At 37.7% G+C, this 25,478-nt stretch carries 24 protein-coding genes; 16 read left to right on the top strand and 8 right to left on the bottom strand.

Annotation, left to right across the window (positions count from 1 at the left end):
- Positions 1-28 precede the first annotated feature (28 nt).
- The 5 genes from BV906_RS02360 to sspI all read right to left on the bottom strand — a co-directional run bounded on the left by BV906_RS02360 (position 29) and on the right by sspI (position 5,255).
- Complete coding sequence (locus BV906_RS02360) at positions 29-700, bottom strand: ABC transporter ATP-binding protein (RefSeq protein ID WP_087971861.1); 672 nt, start codon at positions 698-700, stop codon at positions 29-31.
- Complete coding sequence (locus tag BV906_RS02355; protein WP_087971860.1) at positions 693-1,826, bottom strand: ABC transporter permease; 1,134 nt, start codon at positions 1,824-1,826, stop codon at positions 693-695. Before BV906_RS02355 ends, BV906_RS02360 begins: the two co-directional genes overlap by 8 nt.
- The gene (locus BV906_RS02350) at positions 1,823-3,040 is read right to left on the bottom strand and encodes an ABC transporter permease (RefSeq protein ID WP_245843796.1); all 1,218 of its coding nucleotides are present in this window, start codon (positions 3,038-3,040) and stop codon (positions 1,823-1,825) included. Before BV906_RS02350 ends, BV906_RS02355 begins: the two co-directional genes overlap by 4 nt.
- Before the next feature lie 69 nt (positions 3,041-3,109).
- Positions 3,110-4,690, bottom strand: a complete 1,581-nt coding sequence (locus BV906_RS02345) for a flagellar basal body-associated FliL family protein (RefSeq protein ID WP_245843795.1) — start codon at positions 4,688-4,690, stop codon at positions 3,110-3,112.
- A gap of 352 nt (positions 4,691-5,042) precedes the next feature.
- Positions 5,043-5,255: a small acid-soluble spore protein SspI gene (gene sspI, locus BV906_RS02340; protein ID WP_087971858.1), complete on the bottom strand. Its 213-nt coding sequence runs from the start codon at positions 5,253-5,255 to the stop codon at positions 5,043-5,045.
- A gap of 97 nt (positions 5,256-5,352) precedes the next feature.
- On the opposite strand from sspI, the gene BV906_RS02335 reads away from it, so the two are divergent.
- The 4 genes from BV906_RS02335 to pheT all read left to right on the top strand — a co-directional run bounded on the left by BV906_RS02335 (position 5,353) and on the right by pheT (position 10,077).
- Positions 5,353-6,093 carry a TrmH family RNA methyltransferase gene (locus tag BV906_RS02335; RefSeq protein WP_087971857.1) on the top strand — a complete coding sequence of 247 codons (741 nt, stop codon included), beginning with the start codon at positions 5,353-5,355 and terminating at the stop codon, positions 6,091-6,093.
- A 65-nt stretch (positions 6,094-6,158) separates the two neighbouring features.
- Positions 6,159-6,401, top strand: coding sequence for a hypothetical protein (locus BV906_RS02330; RefSeq protein ID WP_087971856.1), 243 nt, complete (start codon positions 6,159-6,161; stop codon positions 6,399-6,401).
- A gap of 112 nt (positions 6,402-6,513) precedes the next feature.
- Positions 6,514-7,548 (top strand): phenylalanine--tRNA ligase subunit alpha, encoded by a 1,035-nt coding sequence (pheS, locus tag BV906_RS02325; protein ID WP_087971855.1) that lies wholly within the window; start codon positions 6,514-6,516, stop codon positions 7,546-7,548.
- Positions 7,549-7,647: 99 nt separating this feature from the next.
- Positions 7,648-10,077, top strand: a complete 2,430-nt coding sequence (pheT, locus tag BV906_RS02320; protein ID WP_087971854.1) for a phenylalanine--tRNA ligase subunit beta — start codon at positions 7,648-7,650, stop codon at positions 10,075-10,077.
- Between the two features lie 207 nt (positions 10,078-10,284).
- On the opposite strand, the gene BV906_RS02315 is transcribed toward pheT, so the two are convergent.
- Both BV906_RS02315 and BV906_RS02310 read right to left on the bottom strand, forming a co-directional pair.
- The gene (locus BV906_RS02315) at positions 10,285-10,992 is read right to left on the bottom strand and encodes a uracil-DNA glycosylase (protein WP_087971853.1); all 708 of its coding nucleotides are present in this window, start codon (positions 10,990-10,992) and stop codon (positions 10,285-10,287) included.
- Between the two features lie 18 nt (positions 10,993-11,010).
- Entirely contained in the window at positions 11,011-11,244 is a 234-nt protein-coding gene (locus tag BV906_RS02310) for a DUF3378 domain-containing protein (RefSeq protein ID WP_087971852.1), read from the bottom strand.
- A gap of 257 nt (positions 11,245-11,501) precedes the next feature.
- On the opposite strand from BV906_RS02310, the gene zapA reads away from it, so the two are divergent.
- From zapA to uvrC, 12 genes are all read left to right on the top strand, one after another.
- Complete coding sequence (zapA, locus tag BV906_RS02305) at positions 11,502-11,765, top strand: cell division protein ZapA (protein WP_087971851.1); 264 nt, start codon at positions 11,502-11,504, stop codon at positions 11,763-11,765.
- A 3-nt stretch (positions 11,766-11,768) separates the two neighbouring features.
- A complete protein-coding gene (locus tag BV906_RS02300) occupies positions 11,769-12,326 on the top strand; it encodes a CvpA family protein (RefSeq protein WP_087971850.1) in 558 nt (185 codons plus the stop codon).
- 118 nt (positions 12,327-12,444) lie between these two features.
- The gene (gene polX, locus BV906_RS02295; protein ID WP_087971849.1) at positions 12,445-14,163 is read left to right on the top strand and encodes a DNA polymerase/3'-5' exonuclease PolX; all 1,719 of its coding nucleotides are present in this window, start codon (positions 12,445-12,447) and stop codon (positions 14,161-14,163) included.
- A gap of 66 nt (positions 14,164-14,229) precedes the next feature.
- Positions 14,230-16,575 (top strand): endonuclease MutS2, encoded by a 2,346-nt coding sequence (locus BV906_RS02290; protein WP_087971848.1) that lies wholly within the window; start codon positions 14,230-14,232, stop codon positions 16,573-16,575.
- A gap of 82 nt (positions 16,576-16,657) precedes the next feature.
- Positions 16,658-17,065: a DUF350 domain-containing protein gene (locus BV906_RS02285; protein ID WP_087972154.1), complete on the top strand. Its 408-nt coding sequence runs from the start codon at positions 16,658-16,660 to the stop codon at positions 17,063-17,065.
- 187 nt (positions 17,066-17,252) lie between these two features.
- Positions 17,253-18,953, top strand: coding sequence for a long-chain-fatty-acid--CoA ligase (locus tag BV906_RS02280; protein WP_087971847.1), 1,701 nt, complete (start codon positions 17,253-17,255; stop codon positions 18,951-18,953).
- Between the two features lie 132 nt (positions 18,954-19,085).
- A complete protein-coding gene (locus BV906_RS02275; protein WP_087971846.1) occupies positions 19,086-19,679 on the top strand; it encodes a fatty acid metabolism transcriptional regulator FadR in 594 nt (197 codons plus the stop codon).
- Positions 19,680-19,717: 38 nt separating this feature from the next.
- Positions 19,718-20,491 (top strand): enoyl-CoA hydratase, encoded by a 774-nt coding sequence (locus BV906_RS02270; RefSeq protein WP_087971845.1) that lies wholly within the window; start codon positions 19,718-19,720, stop codon positions 20,489-20,491.
- Positions 20,492-20,517: 26 nt separating this feature from the next.
- Positions 20,518-21,291: an electron transfer flavoprotein subunit beta/FixA family protein gene (locus tag BV906_RS02265; RefSeq protein ID WP_087971844.1), complete on the top strand. Its 774-nt coding sequence runs from the start codon at positions 20,518-20,520 to the stop codon at positions 21,289-21,291.
- Positions 21,292-21,318: 27 nt separating this feature from the next.
- Positions 21,319-22,299 (top strand): electron transfer flavoprotein subunit alpha/FixB family protein, encoded by a 981-nt coding sequence (locus BV906_RS02260; protein ID WP_087971843.1) that lies wholly within the window; start codon positions 21,319-21,321, stop codon positions 22,297-22,299.
- Positions 22,300-22,684: 385 nt separating this feature from the next.
- Positions 22,685-22,999 (top strand): thioredoxin, encoded by a 315-nt coding sequence (trxA, locus tag BV906_RS02255; RefSeq protein WP_087971842.1) that lies wholly within the window; start codon positions 22,685-22,687, stop codon positions 22,997-22,999.
- A gap of 115 nt (positions 23,000-23,114) precedes the next feature.
- On the top strand, positions 23,115-24,893 hold the full coding sequence (gene uvrC, locus BV906_RS02250) for an excinuclease ABC subunit UvrC (RefSeq protein ID WP_087971841.1): 1,779 nt from the start codon (positions 23,115-23,117) through the stop codon (positions 24,891-24,893).
- Between the two features lie 105 nt (positions 24,894-24,998).
- On the opposite strand, the gene BV906_RS02245 is transcribed toward uvrC, so the two are convergent.
- The gene (locus BV906_RS02245) at positions 24,999-25,436 is read right to left on the bottom strand and encodes a YslB family protein (protein WP_087971840.1); all 438 of its coding nucleotides are present in this window, start codon (positions 25,434-25,436) and stop codon (positions 24,999-25,001) included.
- Between the last annotated feature and the right edge of the window lie 42 nt (positions 25,437-25,478).

Here is a 25,478-nt window from a genome sequence, read left to right as displayed (position 1 = left end):
AATTTCGCGGTTAAGCAATACTAAATTTCTAAAATGTGACAATATGCTTACCTGATGATTCCAGTATGTTTTGATAAAAAGGATCATCACCAATACATAGGATTCGATTGCAGAGGCTGATTATTTCATCCATGTCATGGGATATATAAATAATGATTTTATTTTGCTCCGTTGCCAGCGTCTTTAAGTGATTGGCAATTTCCTTTTTTGACTTTAGATCGATTCCGACAGTTGGTTCATCAAGAAGTATAATTTTAGGATCGTGAATCAGGCTGATTGCCAAGTTCAGTTTACGTTTCATTCCACCTGACAATGTGTGCACAGGTTCTTTCCATTTATCGAGTGACATATCGATGCAAAGTTGTTTTAATTGCTGTTTGCTTTTATTTACCCAAGATAGTTTTTCAAAAAAGGCCATATTCTCTTCCACTGTAAACTCTTCCCAAATGGCAATATCCTGCGGTACAAATCCAATTTGTTTGCGGATATTCTTTTTATGTTCATCGTAGGCTTGGTCATTTAGAAATATTTTACCTTTCGTTGGTTTTGCAAGTGTTGCAAGAATTTGCAGTAAAGTAGACTTGCCTGCACCGTTCTCACCGACGAGACCAACAATTTCACCTTCTTGAATGGAGAAGGAAATACCATCTAATATTTGTTTTTTTCCATATGACTTGGTTATTGATTGTACATTAAGCATTTAACTTCTCTCCTTTTGCAAACCAAATTCCGATAATCACTATAAAGATAATCATCCATAGACCCCAAAATTCCTGATTTAAAAACGGATGAAGGGGATTTAAATAAGTGAGCCATGGGAAACGATCGGTAAGTCTTTCAATTGGAAAGATAGCTCCACTTGTAATTGTTATCCATAGTACAAGCGTAAATGAAACATTGTAAAATAAATAAATATGTTTGAATAACAGAGCCAATAAGAATGCACCTGCACTGCATGTGATTCGAAAGGCAATAATTGCACCAACTAATTTTAAGCTTACCGGTTCGTTAAGAAAATAGTGAAATCCGAGTGCCGCTAAAGAATCGAATATGAATAGGATACTAGAATAAAGGAATACATTTTGTATAAGATAGCTTTTAAAAGAAAAACGGATAAAAGCAAATCGAGGTAGTATCCCTGAATATTTTTCTTTAATTATCCAATCAGACAAAAGTAAAGTGGAAAGAATACTGAAAATGGCCCACAGTCCCCATATATTCCAAACGGTTAATTCTTCTTTATGATCGTTTTCCACCATATTACTAAATGAAAAATTTGTCCGAATCAGGTTTTCTTGTGATTGAACTTCTTGTATTTTATTGATAATTTCATCAAAAGAATAGCGTGTATCCGGATCGATATTTTCCGCTACGTTCATTATAGTATGTGCTGCTTTAGCTTTTCCTGTATCCTGTTGTACATAAGAAATTATCATTTCGCTGACTGGTGTATATGCAAAAGATAAGTCTGATTGATACCCTGTAATAAGTCGGTTACGGTTCCCGTCTTTAATTTGTTGCTGATACCCCGATTCAATAACAAAAGCACTATCCAACTCATGGCTTTCTATCAATTGTTTTGCTTCAGATTCACTTAGATCGTAAACTCTAATTAATGGAGAAGCTTTAATCGACTTGAGAAGATTGTTTGCCATTGGAGTATTTTCTTCCATAACAATGCCAATCGGGATCTTACTATCTTCCTGGACGATACTTGTCATGTTGATAATGAATAAAGTTGCGATGAGTGGCAGGACCAACCAGAAGATTAGAGACGGCCATTGTTTCTTCCAATGGATTAAACGTGTTTGGATAATAGGTTTCATTGCTTCACACGCTCCTTCCAAAGAGAGATGCCAAACAGTACAAATATCCCTGTGCCATTCATTAACAGTAATGGAATATAATCAGCATAAAAGCGATCATTCAATAAAATTTCCTGTAGCCACCTAAGTGCCTCATAAGAGAAAATATATGGCAAAAAAGCTTGAATCGATAAAGGATAATAGATGACCGGAATAATAGCACCACTTAGAATCATGGAAGCAATTGTGAATAGGGACTGTGCCAATAATCTTAGTTTCTGAGATGAAATTATTGCTTCGATGATTGCAAGAGAAAGAAGGAGGAAGCTGCTGAATAAAGTAGTAACAATTCCAATTCTTATATAGTCTTGCATGATGACTTCTGTTTCAAAAATAGTGCTTAGAAAGTAAAAGGAAACACCGGAAAAAAGGAAAGAAACTGCAAGTGTAACAATTATTTTCGCTAAGGACTGCTGCAGTTCTGTAACACCATACAACCGCATTCTATTTCGCATCCGACTGGAATTCTCTTTTGTCAGAAAATGAAAAATAGAAAAGCTCCAAATTGTAATTACGATAAACCATCCTCCAATAATGAAATATTGTATAGGGGAGGATGTAGCCTGATTAGATATTTCTTTTTCACTCAAAATACGATCACGGCCGATCGTATAAAACAAAAATTCTTGAAACTGCTGGAAAACAAAATCATTCCGGGCCGCGTCTTCCATTCCAAGATTCTTGGCATAATAATTAAGACTTAAAATATTTGCCTGTGAGGAGCGAATATGACGAGCGACACTTTCCATCAACTCATTAATCATATAACTCACTGTCGGTTGATTCGGGTTGCCGATGATTGGTAGTTCCGTAGTGTTACCTTGATATAGGTCACTTGTGAAGTTAACCGGAAATACGATGTATGAAGCTATTCTATCCTTGTCGATTGCTTTTAATGCTTCACTTTCTGACATGCTATGTATTGCTAAGTAAGACCCAAGCTGTGATGATTCTTGAATCAGCTGACAAACCAATTGTGTTTCAGTGGAACCATCGAGGTCGACCAATCCAATTTTAACTGGTTCGTCATCACCGCTAGGGGAGAAGTAGGTAATAATAATTACTGCTGTAAGACCTACAATAATTATTGGGAAAATTAAAAGAAGAGGAAGTGATAGCCACTTCCTCCTTAGTTGCATTAAATGATTTTTTATAAATAGTAAAAGATATCTCATGAAATGCATGGATGCACACTCATTTCTATAACATAGTTGCTAATCTAGCACGCTTTTATGAATTTAAAATCACATTCCACCGCTTGACATAAGACCGAATAGCCATTGCTGGAATTTCGGAGTTACATCCATTTCAACGTATTCCTGAATTTCAGCAGCAGTCATGCCACCAATTTCTTTCACATTTTCTTCGCTTAGTGTCTCAATAGAATCTACTATTTTACCATCCGAAACAATCGTTGATGAAAACATATCCTGACCAAAGTCTGGTGTTTCCACAGAGAGGTTATTTTCGGAATTCATTTGGTCACTTTCATATGTTGCTTGACCGGTCCATAATAGACTTCCACCACCACTGGATGGCTCTTCGAGGGCAAACGTACGGTCAAATTGACGTGTACCATCCTCAAGTGTTTCCGATCCGTTATAAGATAATACAATATCTTCCACTGATAGACTAATAGAATCGGTTGCCTGATTATCTTCCCAGTTTAAATCTCCTGAGATATTCATTGAACCATCACTATGAGCGTCCACAAAACCTAAATCATAATTGAAAAATTGATTGGTTTCTGTAAGTAACTGTGACCCATTAACAGATAATGTAACCAATTCCTCTGCATTTGGACCCATTTCAATGATGAAATCACGTTGTACGACTTTTTCATCATGAATCCAGATGGTAGATGTTAATCCATCGGGCATTTGGATGTCGGCCATGCCTTTTCTAGCCTCTGCTAATGCAGTATCAAAATCTGCCATCATTGTTTCGATTTCTTCATCCATATATACACTGCTGCCAAATTGCTGAGCAGTCATTTGTTCTTGAATGATTTCTTTTAATCTATCATCGTTCTCCATCTTATCCAATACAGTCGTGATTAGATCTTTTAATTGTTCCTCGGTAAGTTTAAGCTCAATTTTTTCTGTATTAATAGATTCACCGTTTACATCTACAGTTTCTTCACTCCCTGTAAATGCATCCTCTGGTAACTCATCATAGATGAACTTCAGATATTCTTCGTTCAAATATTCGATATCTTCTTCAGCTAAAGCACCTTCTGCACTCTCGAAAATTGTTTCTAGCCCAAGCGTTTCTTCGCCTGTAAACATTTCAGGATCTGCTTCATGTAGAAGTGGTCCAAGATCTTCATTATTCATTTGGATAGTTTCTTCCAGGAATGGTAAACCAAGCATTAATTTTTCTTCGGTTAAATAAAGTTGTATGTCATTAACTTCAATCCCACCGATATTTGCTTTTAGACCGGTATAAATTTGTCTGTTTTCCATATCTGTTTGTGCATCAAGTATAATGCTTGAGTTATTGATGAACATGGCCGGATCCATGCCATAACCGCCAGTTGTTGCTGCTGGGTCATTGTATTCCGCAGTCAGTTCAACAGTAGAAGCAGATTTTCCTGTTTGTGTTTTTTCATACCAATCAAGTTCTGGTTGATAACGATTTTCAATTTGTTCCACCATGTAATCCATCGAATTTTTTTCTGCAAGGAAATACGATGCCTTTGGTGAAGACTTCATCATCATGAATGCCGCTGCAGTCCCCCCAGCCAACACAAGTACGCCTATGATAAGCGCAATAATTCCTTTTGAAACCCCTTTTTTCTGATTTTCATTCGTTGATTCTCCCACAAATGTACCCCTTTCATTTCCTTAGTCTTAACATGTTTATTATAATGCAATGGAGATTATAATAAAAGACGTTCAATTTCTTATATCATTTATAATCTGACTAGTCAATAAGTGTTGAAAGAATAGCGACAATTATTTAAATCTTTTCAGATGGCTTTTTCTGGAAAATATGGACCGAGGTTACTCGTCACACAAAATTTTGAGTGTATTTTCCAGAGGGTTCACCGAAGTTGCTTATCCTAATTCGGAGTTTATATTAACTGCAAAGCTTATAAAGAAACAACACGTGAAAATAGTCTTTCAAATAGAAAAAGATAGCTGCCAAGGCAACTATCTTGTGTGTGGATTTGAATTAAAGCTGTTTGACTCCTTGTTCCAAGGCATCGACCATTTCTTGTTTCTCTTGTTCATTAGATTGATTCCAAATTAATTCGAACAGTACACCAAGACCAGGTAACATTTTTTCTTCGCCGTTTTGAATAGCATCGACAATCGTTGCTTCCAATTGTTCTTGATCATTGGTAGAGATGTTTGAATAAATAGCTTTTCTTAGATTTAAATTCATTTACGACACTCCTTCTCATAATTAACTAAAGATAGTTTGACCAAGGACAGTAAAAATATGTATGATACAGATAGAAAAAATGTGAAGGATGGAAATAATGATTACTTCTGTAAAAAATGAAAAAGTTAAAAATTGGAAAAAACTGCATAAACGAAAAGAAAGAATGAATACTAGTACATTTATGGTAGAAGGGTTCCACTTATTAGAGGAAGCATCCAATAGTGATTGGGAAATTCTCGAGATTATTATACAGGAGGATGTTGCACTTCCGGAATGGACAGATAAATATCCAATTGAAATAGTGAGTGAAAATGTTTTGTCACATATCTCACAGACTAAAGCACCACAAGGTGTTCTGGCTGTTATAAAGATGGCAGAACCAAAAGATCGTCATGGTGGCAGTCATATTCTCATTATTGATTCCATTCAAGATCCAGGCAATCTTGGTACGATGATTCGAACGGCAGATGCTGCAGGCATGGATGGAATCATACTGGGAGAGGGAACGGTGGATCTGTATAATGATAAAGTCATCCGGGCAACACAAGGATCCATTTTTCATATACCGATTTACCATGCCAATTTGCACCAAGAACTTATGTTATTAAAAGAAAAAGGTTTCTCCATTTGGGCAACAGCCCTAATGCAAGCATCCAACTATAATGAAGTGCTAACAGATGGGAAAGTGGCAATTATCATGGGGAATGAAGGGGCAGGCGTTGATCCGGATTTACTAGAATTGGCTGATCAAATTGTCACGATTCCGATTTATGGAAAGGCGGAATCATTAAATGTCAGTATTGCAGCGGGGATTCTAATGTATCATTTGAAAAGTTAAAGTTGCATCCAGTAATTTTTTTATCTATACTATATATATTATATGTAAGCGAAGAAGGAGCCAGTATGGGTTCAGGAGAACGATTCAGGGAAGGAATGCCTAGACTGAAAGCATTTCTATCGTATCGGATACATACATTTCACTCTGGAGCTGACACTTGGACCTTACTAACAGAAGCGAGAGCAACCGCTACTCGGTTTATAAGTAAAGGTGTTCCGGATAAGAAATCCGTTATCAGATTTGAGTTGGACAGGATACGTATGCATTTATATATATGGACTGTCAACAAGGGTGGTACCGCGAAATAATAGCCTCGTCCCTTTTCAGGGATGAAGGCTATTTTTATTTTCACAGATAGGAAAGATTAGAACTTTCTTATCTATCTTAGTTTTCAAACATATTTAAAGGAGGCAATACATAATGAAAGAACAATTGGAGGCTATACAGGCTGAGGCATTGGAAAGAATCTCCCAAACAGAGGATATGAAAGAGCTTCAGGATATTAAAGTCGCATATCTTGGCAAAAAAGGATCTTTGACAGGTGTTTTACGTGGAATGGGGAAACTTTCCAAGGAAGAACGCCCTGTTGTTGGTGAAATTGCCAACAAGGTTAGAGAGGTCATTACAACAGCATTCGATGGAAAAAGTGAAAAACTGGAGATGGCTAGGTTAGAGCAACAATTAGAGGCTGAAGCGATTGACGTAACATTGCCTGGACGCCCAGTTAAAGTTGGTGGACCCCATCTATTGACAAGCATTGTTGAGGAACTAGAAGATTTATTCATTGGAATGGGCTATGAAGTCAGAGAAGGTCCGGAAGTGGAGACAGATTTCTTTAATTTTGAAGCATTGAACCTGCCAAAGGACCATCCGGCCCGTGATATGCAGGATACTTTCTATATTACAAATGAACTATTACTGCGTACCCATACATCTCCAGTACAAGCGCGTACGATGCGGGAGTATAAAGGTGAAAAGCCAGTGAAAATGATTTGTCCAGGTAAAGTGTATCGCCGTGATACAGACGATGCCACACATTCCCATCAATTCACCCAAATCGAAGGCTTATATGTGGATAAAAATGTTCGTATGAGTGATTTGAAAGGTACTTTGGATACGTTCGCCAAGAAGATGTTTGGTGAAGAACGTGAAATTCGTTTACGTCCAAGCTTCTTCCCGTTTACCGAACCATCCGTTGAAATGGACATTTCCTGTAAGGTGTGTAATGGAGCAGGATGTAATGTATGTAAGGGTACTGGCTGGATTGAAATCCTTGGTGGAGGCATGGTCCATCCAAAAGTACTTGAAATGGGTGGCTATGATCCTGAAGTTTATAGCGGGTTTGCGTTTGGCATGGGACCAGAACGAATTGCAATGTTGAAATACGGAGTGAACGATATTCGTCAATTTTATACGAATGATATTAGGTTCCTGAAACAGTACCATAAGGCATAATAGCTTAAAAATGTTGAGGAAAAAGATGCATTGAAAAATTCTCGGTCACTTTGAACGCGTACGGATAGAATCACATATATTTTAAAGGAGGCATAACAATTGTTAGTATCATATAATTGGTTAAAAAATTACGTTGATTTAGGAAATTTGACACCTGAAGAACTGGCAGAGAAAATTACAAAGTCTGGCATTGAAATTGAAGGTGTGGAATATGTTGCAGAAAAAAGTACAGATGTTGTCGTAGGCTATGTGATGAGCTGTGAACAGCATCCAAATGCAGACAAGCTTAATCTTTGTCAAGTGGACGTAGGGGATCAGCAGTTGCAAATAATCTGTGGTGCACCGAATATTGCAGAAGGCCAAAAAGTCGCTGTAGCAAAACCTGGCGCAGTTCTTCCGGGGAATTTTAAGATTAAAAAAGTAAAGCTTCGTGGGATTGAATCGAATGGAATGATTTGCTCATTAAAAGAATTGGGTATTGAAGAGAAATATATTCCAACAGATATCGCAGACGGTATTTTCGTATTTCCAGAAGACGTTACAGTGGGAGAAAATGTTGATGAATTGCTCAACTTAAATGATGCGGTTCTGGAATTGGATATTTTACCTAACCGTGCAGATGCGTTATCCATGTTAGGTGTTGCATATGAGGTTGGAGCAATCCTGGATCAACAAGTAAATCTTCCTGATGAAGCAGTCACAATAACAAAAGATAATGCAGCAGAAAATTACATATCTGTTGAGGTGGAAGCGGCAGACCTTAATCCATATTATGGTGCTTTCATTATTAGAGATGTTGAAATTAAGGCATCGCCATTATGGATGAGAAATTATTTAATGGCTGCTGGAATCCGTCCAATTAATAATGTGGTGGACATCACCAACTATGTGCTGCTTGAGTACGGACAACCACTACATGCGTTTGATTATGATAAATTCGAATCTGAAAAAGTTCTTGTTAGACGTGCAGCGAATGGTGAGACGATGGTTACACTGGACGATCAGGAAAGAACGTTGTCCGAGAAAAACCTTGTTATTACGAATGGTAAAGAGCCTGTAGCACTTGCAGGTGTTATGGGAGGAGCCAATACGGAAGTAACAGCCGAAACAAAGAATGTACTGCTTGAAGCTGCTTACTTTAATTCAAAATCGGTACGTGGGACTGTAAAGCAAACAGGTCTTCGTAGTGAATCTAGTACACGTTTTGAAAAAGGAATCGATCCAAATCGTGTGAAAAAGGCTGGTACCCGTGCATGTCTTCTCATGCAGCAATTTGCTGGAGGAAAAGTGGCAGCAGGGGCGGCTGAATTCGATGAGCTTGATCGTACGGAAAATGTAGTCGAAGTTAATCTGGAACAAATTAATAAACGACTCGGAACAGAGATGACAGCTGAAGACGTAGCTTCGATTTTGAAAAGACTTAAGTTTGATTTTAATCAGGGTGGTTCTCTATTCTCTGTTCAAGTACCGACCCGTCGCGGCGATATTACTATTTTTGAAGATATGCTAGAAGAAGTTGCAAGAATTTATGGTTATGATAATTTGCCATTCACATTGCCACAAGGTGCAGGACTTGCAGGTGCACTAACGATAAGACAGTCACTGAAACGTAAAGTGAAAAACTACATTGAAGGAACAGGTCTTATGGAGGCAATGACCTATTCGCTTACAGATGAGGTGGATATAAAAAGACTTATCAGTCCAGAAATCAGTGAGCATAAAAGTACGCCAGTTGCACTTTCTTTACCAATGAGTGAGGAACATAAATATCTACGTTTAAGCATTTTACCGGAGATTTTACAAGTGCTTTCATACAACAGCGCAAGAAACCAAACAAATCTTGGATACTACGAGGTTGGAAGCATTTTTGTTTCAGATGAACCAACTGTTACGAAACAACCAGATGAAAAGCTACGTCTATCTGGTGCACTTACAGGGAAATGGTTGGAGCAGCCTTGGCAGCAAGAAAAGAAAGATGTTGATTTCTACATTGTAAAAGGGATTGTAGAAGGACTGTTTGACTATTTGAAGCTTACAGTATCATTCCGTCAAGCAAAAATAGCCGATATGCACCCAGGGCGTTGCGCGGTTCTAGAAATGAGTGGGCAGACAATCGGATTCATCGGTCAATTGCACCCAATCCTCGCAAAAGAATTAGATTTAAAAGAAACTTTCGTATTTGATGTAAACTTGGAAATTGTTTTTGCAGCATACGACTCTATTCCTTCTTATACGCTAATACCGAAATACCCTTCAGTGGCAAGAGATATTGCATTCATCCTGGATGAAGACGTAAATGCAGGGGATGTAAAAGAGCTAATTGAAGAAATTGGAGCACCATTAGTTAATCGTGTCGATATCTTTGATGTGTACCAAGGAGCCAACCTTGAAGAAGGCAAGAAATCAATTGCCTATAGCTTGCTTTATCAGCATCCAGAGAAAACATTAAAAGATGATGAAGTAGAAGAATCCTATCAAAAAATTGTTGCTTCGGTTAATGAGAAATTTAACTCGTATGTAAGATCCTAATATGATAAAGGCTCTCCCAAGTGTTGGGAGGGCCTTTATTGATGTAAGAGGGAGGGCCGGATGCTGAAGTTTACAGATATCGCAGTACTGATCTAGCGCTATTCCTATCAAAATTATCTAGATACAAAAGAAGGGCATACATCAATCATATGCCTTTTCGCGTGCTATTTAATATTATGCACATCAACACAGAACCCTTTTCCATATTCAGAGCATATTTGATGATACGTATTCATTTTTATCAGGCAATTCCCAGTCAATTTCCTCAAGCCCAGATTGCTTAAGAAATTTATTTGTAAGTGAAAAAGGCTTGCTTCCAAAAAATCCTCTATATGCTGATAATGGACTAGGATGTGGTGATTTGATAATTAAGTGCTTCGTTGTATCAATGAGCGAAATCTTTTTTTGTGCTGCACTTCCCCAAAGGATATAAACTATAGGTTCAAATTTCTCGTTTAGCGTCTTAATTATTTGGTCTGTGAAATTTCCCCAACCCTTGTTTGCGTGCGAATGCGCTTCACCAGCTCTTACGGTCAAAACGGTATTCAGCATAAGGACTCCTTGGCTGGCCCAGTTGATAAGGTAGCCATGATCAGGAATCTGGTAACCTAAATCATTTTTAAGCTCTTTAAAGATGTTCCGTAATGATGGTGGCAGTTTCACTTCAGGTTTGACTGAAAAGCTAAGACCGTGGGCCTGATTTGGGCCGTGATACGGGTCCTGTCCCAGAATAACTGCTTTTACATTTTGAAAAGGAGTGTAGTGGAGTGCGTTGAAAATATGATCCATCTCCGGATATACCGTTTTTTCAGCATATTCCTTCTTAAGAAACTCACGTAATTCTAAATAATAGGTTTTGTTAAACTCTTTATCTAATTTTTCGGCCCAATCATTTTGCAGTATGTATTTATTCATATATCCTCATTCCTAGTTTTACAAATATTTCGTCGCCTTTTTTGTATTCGCAAAATGTGTACTATTTTTTTCCCTAACGACTGAAGCGACTGTTACTCCAATGGTCCATTTACCAGACTCTGATTCCGGTAAACTACTTTGCAGAAGAACCTTTCTTGATTTGTAGGAAGTAATTGATACTTCAGGTGTTTTGGCAAGGTATAAAGCTCTAGACTTTATTTGTGTTAGTGCTTGTTGATAATGTTTTTTCATTTTTCAATTGTAGTTAAAGGTAGTACATGTACCTGTAGTCCCATCTATATCTCTTCATTCATTCCTATAGCCACTATAGCAAAATGATAAACATAATGAAATACTTCTTTTTGCGAGAACTTCATGTTAATATTAAATGAGGAATTTTTGACATAGATAGGTATGTTTTATATTTCCCTATCTGCATAAGTAAAACGTAGGCATACTCCAAAGACTTGGTGAATCCCAAGTTTTCGAATCGGTAGGAGGTAGCAAAATTGAGCCAAGATAAAAAACAACGTGTAACAGTGGAAATACATAATAGAACATATACAATCGTCGGAAAAGAATCAGGAAGTCATGTAAGGCTTGTAGCAAGTCTTGTAGATCAGAAAATGAAAGAAATCCAAAGTATGAGTAAACAATTGGATACTACGAGCCTGGCGGTATTGACCGCTGTAAATACAATGAATGATTACCAGAAATTAAAGGAAGATTATGCAACACTTCTAGGATCGTTTAAAAAGAAAGAGGATAAGTAATATATGTTGGATGTAATTATAATAGTACTACTGATTTTTGGATTTTTAATGGGATTAAAAAGGGGTTTAATTTTACAAATCCTACATTTAGGTGGATTCATTATCGCGTTCATTGTTGCAGCTATGTATTATGATGAATTAGGTGCGAGGTTTGCACTATGGATTCCATATCCTGAATTGTCAAATGAAAGTGCATGGGCCGATTTTCTTAAATCGATGCCACTGGAAACTGCATTTTATAATGCGATAGCATTTGCGATTATCTTTTTTGCTGTAAAGCTTGTATTGCAAATGATTGCTTCCATGCTTGATTTTGTTGCTTCCATTCCAATCATAAGTTCGATAAATAAATTACTTGGTGCTGTGTTAGGATTCCTGGAATTGTATTTAATTCTGTTTATCCTGCTATATATTCTTGCATTGACACCAATGGATGGTATTCAAACGGCAATTAACAATTCATCGATTGCCCTGTATATTATTGAGCAAACGCCGTATTTTTCAGAGAAAATTCTCGATTTATGGTTCTCCTATACAGGAGATACAGCAAGTAGGATATAATTTTTAAGGACTGATTCATCGTAGTAGGGGGATACCTTGTATGTCATATACAATAGTATTTATCCAACATGAATCAGTTTTTTAATAGACACCGAAAAGATAAAGCGAGGTAAACAAGATGACCGTTAATAAAAAAGATGTTATTAAATTACTTGAAAAAATAGCAATTTATTTGGAGCTAAAGGGAGAAAACCCCTTTAAAATCTCCGCATACAGGAAAGCTGCACAAGCACTTGAAACGGATGATAGGTCGCTTACAGAAATTGATGATTTTACAAAAATAAAGGGAATTGGTAAAGGTACAAGTACTGTTATTGTTGAATATATTGAAAAAGGTGAGTCAGAAACTTTAAAAGAATTAGCAGAGGAAGTGCCACCAGGGTTAATTCCTTTGCTGAACCTGCCAGGACTTGGTGGAAAAAAACTGTCCAAGTTGTACCAGGAACTCCAGGTCGTTGATGCAGGTACACTGAAGGAGGCTTGTCTTAGTGGGAAGGTGGAAGGCCTTGCAGGATTTGGTAAGAAAACAGCTGAAAAAATAATTGCTGCACTTGATGAAGCAGGAAAACGTCCGGAACGTCTTCCCATTGCCATTATGCTTCCGGTTGCTGAAAAAATAGAAGGCTACCTATCGGAGATGGATGAAATAGAATCATTTTCCCGTGCTGGTAGTTTAAGACGTATGCGGGAAACAATTAAAGATCTTGATTTTATCATCGCAACAGCAAGTCCAGCTTCGGTAAGAGATGACCTGCTTGCTATCCCTGATATTAAAGATGTTATCGCCAAAGGGGAAACAAAGGTATCTGTCACATTGGAGGAAGTTTACGATATTAACGTTGATTTCAGAATCGTGTCTATGGATGAGTATGCAACGACCTTACATCATTTTACAGGCTCTAAGGAACATAACGTTGCATTAAGACAGTTGGCTAAATCCCGTGGTGAGAAAATCAGTGAATATGGTGTTGAGATGGAAGAAACAAACGAAGTCTTGACATTCCAGGATGAGAAGGAATTCTTCGGACACTTTGGCCTGACGTTTATTCCGCCTGAAGTCAGAGAAAACACTGGTGAAATCGAAGCTTTTACAGAAGAGAAACTTTTCATTGAGCTTAAGGATATCAAGGGCGATCTTCATATGCATACGACATGGAGTGATGGTGCACAGTCACTGGATGAGATGGTGAAACGGGTTCGGGAAAAGGGCTATTCCTATATGGCCGTAACAGATCATTCCAAATATCTACGAGTTGCCAATGGGTTGGATGAAACAAGATTACGGAAACAACGCGAGGAAATTGCGAAATTGAATGATAAAATGGACGACTTTCATATATTTGCTGGTGTGGAAATGGATATACTTCCTGATGGTACGCTAGATTTCTCGGATGCATTCTTAAGTGAAATGGACTATGTTATTGGTGCAATTCACTCAAGCTTCAGTCAATCAGAAGAGAAAATTATGAAGCGATTAAACAATGCGTTGGAAAATCCATATGTGTCTCTTATTGCGCATCCTACAGGAAGACTGATTGGAAGACGTCCCGGCTATAAAGTCAATGTGGAGAAACTGATTGAAAAAGCAAAAGAAACAAATACTGCACTGGAAATTAACGCAAATCCCAATCGATTAGATTTATCATCTGATTGGATAAGGAAGGTACAGGAAGCTGGCGTTACAATAGCCATTAATACTGATGCCCATAGTTATCCGATGCTTGATCATATGAAATACGGTGTCGGTGTAGCAAGAAAAGGCTGGGTTCGGAAAGATATGGTCATGAATACATGGACCAAAGAAAAATTGATTGAATACTTTAATCGAAATAAATAAATGCCTTAACTTACAAAGGTAGTTCAACACGATCTTATAGAAACACATTTAAAGGAGTATGGAAGTATGAATGAACGGATTTTCCGTGTACTTGAATTTAAAAAGATTATCGAACAACTGAATAGCAATGCAGCAACATCACTTGGTAAAGAGCTGGCATCTAAGTTAAATCCTTCGACAGAATTGAATGAAGTTGTTCAATTACAGCGGGAGACAGATGAAGCGGCATCTATTGTCCGTCTGAACATGATGATTCCACTTGGTGGAATCACCGACATTCGGGAAAGTCTGAAACGCAGTGCTATCGGAGGCATTCTATCAACGGAAGAATGTCTTGCTGTAGCCAATACAATTTATGGTGGCAGACAGGTGAAGTTATTTATAGACAATCTGGAAGATGAAGAGCTACCTATTTTAGAATCATTAGCTGATCAAATCACACCACTTCGTGAATTGGAGCAACAGATCAAAAGTTGTATTGATGATCAAGGGCGTGTGTTGGACAATGCATCTGCCAAACTACGAAGCATCCGAACACAGGTTAGGACATACGAAAACCGGATACGTGAGAAGCTGGAGAGCTATACGAGGAACAATAGCAATATGCTTTCAGATGCTATTGTAACTATTCGTAATGATCGGTATGTACTTCCAGTAAAGCAAGAGCATCGAGGATCAATTGGTGGAATTGTTCATGATCAATCTTCCTCTGGCCAAACATTATTCATGGAACCGAAAGCTATTGTTGATCTGAATAATCAATTACATGAAGCAATTAGTAAAGAACAAGAGGAAATCGAGCGGATATTAAAAGAGCTTAGCGAGCAAATTGCAATCTTTGCACATGATTTAGCTGAAAATGTTACCGTGCTTGGCAAGATTGATTTTATGTTTGCCCGTGCAAAATTGGGTCAAGAGATGAAAGCAGCAAAGCCAAAAATGAATGACCAAGGCTATATTAAAATGCAGCAGGCAAGACATCCACTAATCCCAATTGATGAGGTAGTACCCAATGATGTGGAAATTGGAAAAGACTACACATCAATCGTAATTACTGGTCCAAATACGGGCGGGAAGACGGTAACATTAAAAATGATTGGTTTATGTACATTGATGGCACAGTCCGGTTTGCAGATTCCAGCATTAGATGGCTGCGAGATGGCGGTATTTAAAGGCGTTTACGCCGATATTGGTGATGAGCAATCGATTGAACAGAATTTAAGTACGTTTTCTTCGCATATGACAAACATTGTAAGCATCCTTAAACAGGTGGATTACCAATCATTGGTTTTATTTGATGAACTTGGTTCAGGAACAGATCCACAGGAAGGTGCAGCACTTGCTATGTCTATTCTTGATGAAGTCATTTACAGGGATACCCGTGTGATCGCAACAACGCACTATCCTGAACTCAAGGCTTATGGATACAATCGAGAAAACGTTGTTAATGCATCTGTTGAATTTAACGTGGAAACATTGCAACCGACATATCGTTTATTGATTGGCGTACCAGGACGAAGTAATGCTTTTGAAATTTCAAAGCGACTTGGGCTTGATTCACACGTGATTGAAAGGGCCAAGGGACTTGTCGGGGTTGACTCTAAAAGTGTGGAAACGATGATCGCTTCCTTAGAAAAATCACAGCTTGATGCTGAACAGGATTATGAACAAGCGCATGAAATTTTGCTTGAAAGTGAGCAATTACGTGATGAAATTGCAAAAGAATGGAAGCAATTGGAGCAGAATCGAGAAGAACTTTATAAAAAAGCAGAAGAAAAAGCAGAGAAGGCTTTGAAGAATGCACGTGAAGAGGCAGAATTCATTGTAGATGAAATCCGCCAAATGAAATCAAATGTTACGTTGAAAGAACATGAATGGATTGAAGCGAAAAAAATGCTAGAGGAAGCTCAACCGAGCCTCTCTAAAAAGCAGGAAAAACAGGTAGAGAAGAAAACGGCAGATAAGCAAGAACTAAAACCTGGAGATGAGATTAAACTTTTAACTGTTAATCAGCAGGGTGAGGTACTTAAAAAAGTAAATGCACAAGAATATATGGTGCAAGTAGGAATGATGAAGGTCAAGGTGAAACGAAGTGACCTGCAGCTACTCGGTAAACAAAAACAGAAAGAAGTTAAGCCAGTGGCTACAATTAAAGGCTCTAATTATCATGTTCGTTCAGAATTGGATTTGCGTGGGGAAAGATATGAGGATGCACTTCTAAAACTGGAAAAATATATTGACGATGTACTCCTTGCCGGATATTCGAAAGCATCTATTATTCATGGAAAAGGTACGGGGGCATTACGTAAAGGTGTACAGGAATATGTGAAAAGACACCCACATATCGCATCTGCGAGATCGGGTGAAGGCAATGAAGGCGGAAGTGGCGTTACAGTTATTGAATTCAGGTAAACAACCTTTGCCAACAATATAATCAAACTTTCGCCCTCAAGTGAGGGCGAAATCTGTAATAGAACAGGAGAGAATCGCTGTGATGGAAGGTTTCTGGGAAAACATAATTGTTGTAACCGCTGCTCGGTACAGTGTGTTTGTTCTCTGTACACTTGTCTTTCTTGCAATTTTTGAACTTGTAACATCATATAAAAACTGGGAAGAGATTAAGAAAGGAAATTTCGCTGTTGCAATGGCAACCGGCGGTAAACTCTTTGGAATAGCGACAATTTTTCGTTACTCCATTGAACATAATGACACGCTTCTACAATCTATTGGTTGGGGATTTTTTGGTTTCATTTTATTATTATTTGGTTATTTAATGTTCGAATTCCTTACACCAACAATTAAAGTTGATGAAGAAATTGGAAAAGACAATAAAGCAGTCGGTTTCATATCTATGATAATCTCTATTGGGTTGGCATTTGTAATTGGAGCAAGCATTGAATAAGGGGGAAACGAACTATGGTACTGGATCGGCTGGCAAAAATATTAATTGTAGTTGCAATCATTTTTCTCATCGTAGGTATTTTTTATTTAATATGACAAATAAATTTTAAATAATATTAAATTAAATTTCTAAAAATAGAAATTAATCGGTATAATGGTTATAGTATAATTATAGGGAGGAATGTAAAATGAAGTTTACTCGTAAATGGCATGATCATTATCCGATTGATATACCACCATCTTTAGAGTACGATGAGAAACCTCTTTATGCTTACCTGGCCGAAAGTACTGATCGTTACAAAGAAAAGAAAGCGCTTCACTTTATGGGTAAAGATATTTCCTATGGCGATTTGTATACCGAATCTAAAAAAATGGCGAACTATTTGCAGACCCTTGGTGTGAGAAAAGGTGATAAAGTAGCAATTATGCTGCCAAATTGTCCACAGGCAGTTATAAGTTATTACGGAATTCTTATGGCTGGAGGTATTGTTGTCCAGACGAATCCACTATATACAGAAAGAGAATTAGAGTACCAGCTGAATGATTCTGACACCACGGTTATTGTATGTTTGGATATTCTGCTCCCCAGAGTAACCAATGTTAAAATTAAAACCTCACTTAAGCATACAATCGTTACAGGAATAAAAGATTACTTACCATTCCCTAAAAACATTCTATATCCATATATCCAGAAAAAAGAATACAATATGGTAGTCAAAGTTGAACAAAGTGGAGATACCCATGTATGGAAACAATTAATGGAAAAGTCTTCTGCTGATTACCTAGAGACGTCTTTAAATCCTCGCGTTGATCTTGCATTACTGCAATATACCGGTGGCACAACTGGCCATCCGAAAGGTGTTATGCTCACACACTATAACTTGACATCAAATTTGCAGATGTGTGAAACATGGCTTTATAAAGCAAGTAATAGTAAGGGAGCCGTATTAGGTGTTTTGCCATTCTTTCACGTCTATGGGATGACAACGGTAATGAACTTCGCAATTAAGCGAGGTTTCAAAATGATATTGATGCCGAAGTTTAACCCACTTGATGTATTGAAGATGATTGAAAAGCAAAAGCCTACACTGTTTCCAGGTGCGCCTACTATTTATGTCGGTCTATTAAACCATCCAGACATTAAGAAATATGATCTTTCATCTATTGAAGCATGTCTTAGTGGTTCAGCTCCATTACCACTGGAAGTCCAGCAACAATTTGAAAAAGTCACTGGTGGAAAGCTTGTTGAAGGCTACGGCTTAACAGAAACCTCTCCTGTAACCCATGCGAACCTAATCTGGTCAGATCGGGTAAATGGAAGTATTGGTTTACCATGGCCAGACACCGACTGTAAAATCTTTAAAATGGAATCCGATAGAGAGGAAGCTGAGATTGGTGAAGTTGGAGAAATTGCTGTGAAAGGTCCTCAAGTTATGCAAGGTTACTGGAATAATAAGGAAGAAACAGATAATGTTTTAAAAGATGGCTGGCTGTTTACCGGAGATCTGGGCTATATGAATGAGGATGGATATTTCTTTGTCGTTGATCGTAAAAAAGATATGATCATTGCTGGGGGATATAATATTTATCCTCGTGAAGTTGAAGAAGTACTTTATGAGCATGAAGGTATACAGGAAGCAGTAGTTGCAGGTATACCAGATCAATACCGCGGCGAAACAGTAAAGGCCTATGTTGTTCTGAAGGAAGGTTATTCGCTTGCTGAAGAAGAATTAAATGAATTTTGTCGTAAGCATCTAGCTGTATACAAAGTTCCAAAATTATATGAATTCCGTGATGAACTTCCAAAAACAGCTGTTGGGAAGATTTTGAGAAGAAGGCTGGTTGATGAAGAAACAGAAAAACAGAAAGAAGCTACCAAAACCGTTTGAGCCTCGGCTCTTTTTTCTTTAAATATAGGACAAGCTAATTATTGACAGAATTATCTGTTGAGTGATAAAATTAAAATAATGAACGACTACTCACTCATTTTTTAGAAGTTTGAACGCATCCAAGGAGAAGACATGAAGAATAATAAACCGAAGTATAATCAAATTATAGAAGCAGCGGTCAAGGTCATTGCTGAAAATGGATATCATGGGTCACAGATTTACAAGATTGCAAATGCAGCTGGAGTAGCAGACGGAACCATTTATCTTTATTTTAAGAATAAGGAAGATATTCTTATTTCTGTTTTTGAAGAAAAGATGGGTCAATTTATTGAGAAGATCGCTGTATCTACAAGTCAAAAGAATAATGCGGAGGAAAAACTGAAGACGTTGATTGAGATGCATTTTGGACAGCTTTCCGCCGATTATAATTTGGCAATCGTTACACAGTTGGAACTAAGACAGTCAAACTATTCCCTTCGTCTTCAAATTAATAACGTGTTAAAACCATATCTTATGGTTATTGACAATATCGTAAAAGAAGGAATCGAGCAGGAACTTTTCCGCAACGATTTAAGTATTCCTTTAGTAAGACAAATGATATTTGGAACTTTAGATGAAGTTGTGACAAATTGGGTTATGAAGGAACAGAAATACGATTTGCTGAATCAAGTTTCAGATGTTCATACATTACTAACCGGAGCATTGTCACGTACGAATACGAATTAATGGTAGAGCTTGCTTTATAAGGAAAGGGGAAACATAGGATGGGAAAGATTGCTTATGAACTAGAGGGCAAAATAGCTTATTTGACAATTCAAAGTCCACCTGCAAACGCACTTTCAAGTTACCTTATAAAAGACATCAATGAAAAACTGAATAAGATTGAAAGCGAAAACATTGCAAAGGTAATTGTATTAAAAGGAGAAGGTAAATTCTTTTCAGCAGGTGCAGATATTAAAGAAATTACCGCTTTGCAAAATTCATCTGATTATGAGTCACTTTCGAATCAGGGTCAACAAGTATTTGATCGTATTGAAAGCCTTTCCATTCCGGTGATTGCATCTATACATGGTGCAGCTTTAGGTGGTGGATTAGAACTTGCAATGGCATGTCATATTCGGATTGTAGCGGAGAAAGCTAAACTGGGCTTGCCCGAGATGAGTCTCGGAATTATTCCTGGATTTGCTGGAACCCAACGATTACCAGGATATGTTGGTACAGCAAAGGCCTATGAAATGATACTTAGTGGTGAACCAATCAGCGGTCCCGAGGCAGTGAAATGGGGATTGGCAAACAAGACAGTACCCGAAGTGGATCTAATTGCTGAAACTACGAAACTGGCAGAAAAAATAGCTGCTAAAAGTAAACCGGCAATTAATCATATTATGCGTCTTATTCCGTTTGCAAAGACAGAACTATTTTCTAAGGGTGTTCGCGAAGAGGCGAAAGCCTTTGGCACAATGTTCGGTTCTCAAGATGCAAAAGAAGGAGTACAGGCCTTTCTGGAAAAACGTGAACCGAATTTCCAGGATAAATAGAATTTAATAGTTTAGGAGGATGCAAGATGAATATTTATGTATTGTTAAAAAAGACATTTGATACAGAGGAAAAAATATCTGTGTCAGGTGGGCAAATTGAAGATGATGGTGCTGAATTCATTATTAATCCGTATGATGAATATGCGGTTGAAGAAGCAATCGTTCAACGGGATGCACATGGTGGGGAAGTAACAGTTGTTACGGTTGGTGATGAAGATTCAGAGAAACAACTGCGAACAGCTTTAGCAATGGGAGCAGACAAAGCCGTATTAATTAATATTGAAGAAGACCTTGAAGAAGGGGATCAATATACAACAGCTAAAATTCTGGAAGCATACTTTGAGGATAAGAAAGCAGATTTAATTCTTGCAGGTAACGTTGCTATTGATGAGGCAAGTGGTCAGGTTGGTCCTAGATTAGCAGAGTTATTAGGTTTCCCATATGTAACAACAATTACCAGTTTGAAAGTCGATGGGGACAAAGTATCTATCGAGAAGGATGTTGAAGGTGACGTGGAAACTATAGAGACGACTCTACCGCTATTGGTAACCTGTCAACAAGGATTAAATGAACCACGATATCCATCCCTTCCAGGAATTATGAAGGCAAAAAAGAAACCATTAGATGAGCTCGAATTAGATGACCTAGACCTTGATGAAGAAGATGTAGAAGCAAAAACAAAAACGATTGACATTTATCTGCCACCAGAAAAAGAAGCTGGAAGAGTGCTTGAAGGTGAAATTACTGATCAGGTGAGAGAATTAGTATCTCTACTTAATAATGAAAAGAAAGTAATATAAAGAAAGACTAGGGAAAGGAGTAATTGTATGAGCGACAAAATATTGGTTATTGGTGAAGTGAGAGAAGGGGAATTACGTAACGTTTCTTTCGAGGCTATAGCAGGAGCACAGAAAATCAGTTCAGATGCTGAGATTGTGGGAGTTATTGTTGGAGACGGGGCTCTTGATGGTTTGGCAAAAGAAATGATAGCATATGGTGCTAATCGTGTAACAACTGTTTCACATTCAGATTTGAAAACGTATACATCGGAAGGGTATGGGCAGGCGATTTTAGCAGTTGTGAATGATGAATCTCCAACTGGGATTGTTATGGGACATACGTCTATTGGAAAGGATTTAACACCTAAGCTTGCAAGTAAATTGCAAGCAGGATTAATTTCTGATGCAGTTGAAATTGAATCAGATGGTGATCAGCCTGTCTTTATCCGTCCTATTTATTCTGGAAAAGCATTTGAAAAGAAAATCATAACGAGCGGCATCACACTTGTTACGATTCGCCCAAATAATATTCCTGTCCTTGCAAAAGACGAGTCCCGTACAGGTGAGGTCCAGATAAAAGATGTGGATGTAGCAGACATTCGAACCATTATTAAAGAAGTAATCCAAAAGGCATCCAAGGGTGTAGACCTATCTGAGGCCAATGTTATCGTTGCAGGTGGTCGGGGAGTTAAGAGTGCTGATGGGTTTAAGCCATTGTATGAATTGGCTGAAGTATTAGGTGGAGCAGTTGGAGCCTCACGTGGTGCATGTGATGCGGAATATTGTGATTATGCATTGCAAATCGGACAAACAGGAAAGGTTGTTACACCTGACCTTTATATTGCAGTCGGTATTTCCGGTGCTATCCAGCATTTAGCAGGTATGTCCAACTCCAAAGTAATTGTTGCAATTAATAAGGATGCAGAATCAAATATTTTCAACGTAGCAGACTATGGGATTGTCGGCGATCTATTTGAAGTAATTCCTTTATTAATTGAGGAAATCAAACAACTTAAAGTTAACGTTTAAGGCTATTTTCGTAAAGATTGGTGTTATTTGCCTCCGTAGTAGAGATAAACTGCGAACCAAGATAAGCAACTTCTCTCACCGGTTCTCTGCATTCGTAAAAGTCATAAAACTCATTATACAGCATTACCAGTCCGGAATTGCTCTGGACGGTGGGAAAAGCAAGTTAATGAGAAGAGTCACATATAATAATAATATGCAAAAAGACCTGATTGAAAATCAGGTCTTTTTGCATCCAGATTAGGTGTAAAGGAGCTTCAGTGGTTATATCGCATTCTGAATGGCTTCTTTTTTAATCGAATAAGCAAAGTATTAGGAAGTATTTTCATCAGGTGATATACTCTTACTAAGCTTTAATTAGTAATGAATTTTAAGGAGGTATATAATAATGGCAATTAAACATGTAACAGATCAGAATTTTACAGAAGAAACATCTAAAGGTTTAGTATTGGCCGATTTTTGGGCACCATGGTGTGGTCCATGTAAAATGATTGCGCCTGTATTAGAAGAAATTGATGGTGAAATGGAAGAAAAAGTTCAAATCGTTAAATTGGATGTTGACGAAAACCAAGAAACTGCTGGTAAATTCGGTGTGATGAGTATTCCTACGTTATTACTCTTTAAAGATGGTAATGTCGTTGACCAAGTCATTGGCTTCCAACCGAAAGAGGCACTTACAGACCTGATTAACAAACACGCTTAATTAAAGTCCTTTTGAACATTTATATAAAATGTGTATAATAAGCAAAGAAATTACCTGAATCCCTTGTTGCTGATGTGACAAGGGATTTTGTAAGTAAATAAAGGATTTGAATTCTATGAATGAAAAAATTGAGGGGAAGCTGGCAATATTGCCTGCTCAGCCGGGCTGTTATTTAATGAAAGACAGACATGGTACAATAATATACGTTGGGAAATCCAAGATGCTGAAGAATCGTGTCCGTTCCTATTTCAGGGGATCAAATGATCGGAAGACACAACGTCTTGTTCAAGAAATAGATGATTTTGAATATGTGGTTACGTCATCAGAAATGGAAGCACTCATTCTTGAAATGAATTTAATCAAGAAATACGACCCTAAATATAATGTCATGCTTAAAGATGACAAATCTTATCCATTTCTTAAAATCACTTCGGAACGACATCCCCGGTTGATGATCACTCGTAAGGTCAAAAAGGACAAAGGAAAATACTTTGGCCCATATCCAAACGTTATTGCTGCCAGGGAAACAAAAAAATTACTTGATCGACTGTATCCACTGAGGAAGTGCAATAATCCGCCCGGACGGCCTTGTCTTTATTATCATATGCATCAATGTATGGCCTGCAGTGAAAATTCTCTTTCTGTACAAGAATATCAAGCGATTGTACAGGAAATCTCATCTTTTCTGCATGGTGGATATAGGGAAATTGGAAATAATTTAAAATCCAAAATGCTGGAAGCCAGTGAACAACTTAATTTTGAGCGTGCAATGGAATTGCGTGATCAAATTCAGCATATCAATGCGGTAATGGAACAGCAAAAAGTAATGATGAGCGACCTTGCAGATAGGGATATTTTTGGTTATAGTTATGATAAAGGGTGGATGTGTATCCAAGTCTTTTTCATCCGACAGGGAAAACTGATCGAACGAGATGTTACCATTTTTCCTTTTTTCGATGAACATGACGAAACATTCATAAGTTTTATCGGACGTTTCTATCTGCATGAAAATCATTTAAAACCCAAACAGATTCTCGTGCCAATTGGTACGGATGATGAGCTTTTGGGAAAACTTCTTGAGGTTGATGTACACACGCCACTTCGAGGTCGAAAGAAAGAATTAGTAGAATTGGCAACAAAAAATGCTAATATAGCTTTAAATGAAAAGTTTCAACTCATTGAGCGTAACGAAGAACGCACTATTCAAGCTGTAGAGGATCTTGGGCAAAAATTAAATATTGAAACGCCGCATCGGATTGAAGCATTTGATAACTCAAATATCCAAGGGACTGATCCAGTATCAGCAATGATTGTATTTGAAGATGGAAAACCGAATAAAAAGGAATATCGTAAATATAAGATTAGAGATGTGGAAGGTCCTGATGATTATGAAACGATGCGGGAAGTTATTCGCAGAAGATATTCTCGGGTATTGAAAGAAGAACTCCCACTACCGGACTTAATCATTGTCGATGGGGGCAAAGGTCAAATGTCTTCTGCACTTGATGTATTGGAAAATGAACTTGGGCTTGATATTCCACTTGCTGGTTTAGCTAAAGATGATAAACATAAGACAAGTGAACTGTTGTTTGGAAAGCCTCCAACAATTGTTCCATTAGAAAGGCAATCACAGGAATTCTATCTTGTGCAACGGATTCAAGATGAGGTCCATCGTTTTGCTATTACTTTCCATCGACAGCTGCGGGGGAAAAATCTTTTTCAATCTGAATTAGATAAAATCCCCGGTATTGGCGAGAAGAGAAGAAAACTTTTACTCACTCATTTTAAATCCGTAAATGAGATTGGGAAAGCCGGAGTATCAGATATTACTAAGCTTGGTATCCCGAAAAATACAGCGGAAGCAATTATTAACCATTTAAATAAAGAAAAATAAAAACAGGCAGAAATGTACTTCTGCCTGTTTTATGTATCGCTGCACTTTTGGGACGAGTAAATCGCAGTACCAATCTTTTGGAAAACAACCTATGTATTTTATAATTCAATGCATAAATACGACCGCGAATTCAACTTGTTTAATTCGCTGATTTATTTCTTCGGCACATTCACATTCCATACCTTCAACCATCTGAACAGCCTCTGCTAAAAAACCAGCCTCTAAACGAAAGTCAGCTTCAAATGGAGCTTTAAGTCGCAATACTACAGCATCTGATAACAGTTGAAAAATGTATTCTTTCTTCTTCTGTTTAACAAGTTCTAGAGTCCCCCAACCAAGCTTGCCGAACAGAAAATATATATCTTCTATTGTTTTAATATCAAATTTTCTTGCCAGGCTTCTCCCCATAAAATAAAAAAGAGTATCTTTCTCCTCTCCCAGCAATTCCGGTAAGCTAACATAACGCAGGATGTCATAACCTGCCCCCATGGTCTGTAATTCTTCTAGGTGTAATAAATCAAGTGATTGATGCTTATGTGACATCCTATTTTTCATCCTTTCTATTTAACAAACTTGTATTATACA

This window comes from Oceanobacillus rekensis (genome assembly GCF_002153375.1).
Taxonomy (GTDB): Bacteria; Bacillota; Bacilli; order Bacillales; family Amphibacillaceae; genus Oceanobacillus; species Oceanobacillus rekensis.
The sequence above is the reverse complement of the archived record's forward strand: the minus strand, read 5'-3'. Positions and strand labels throughout refer to the sequence as shown.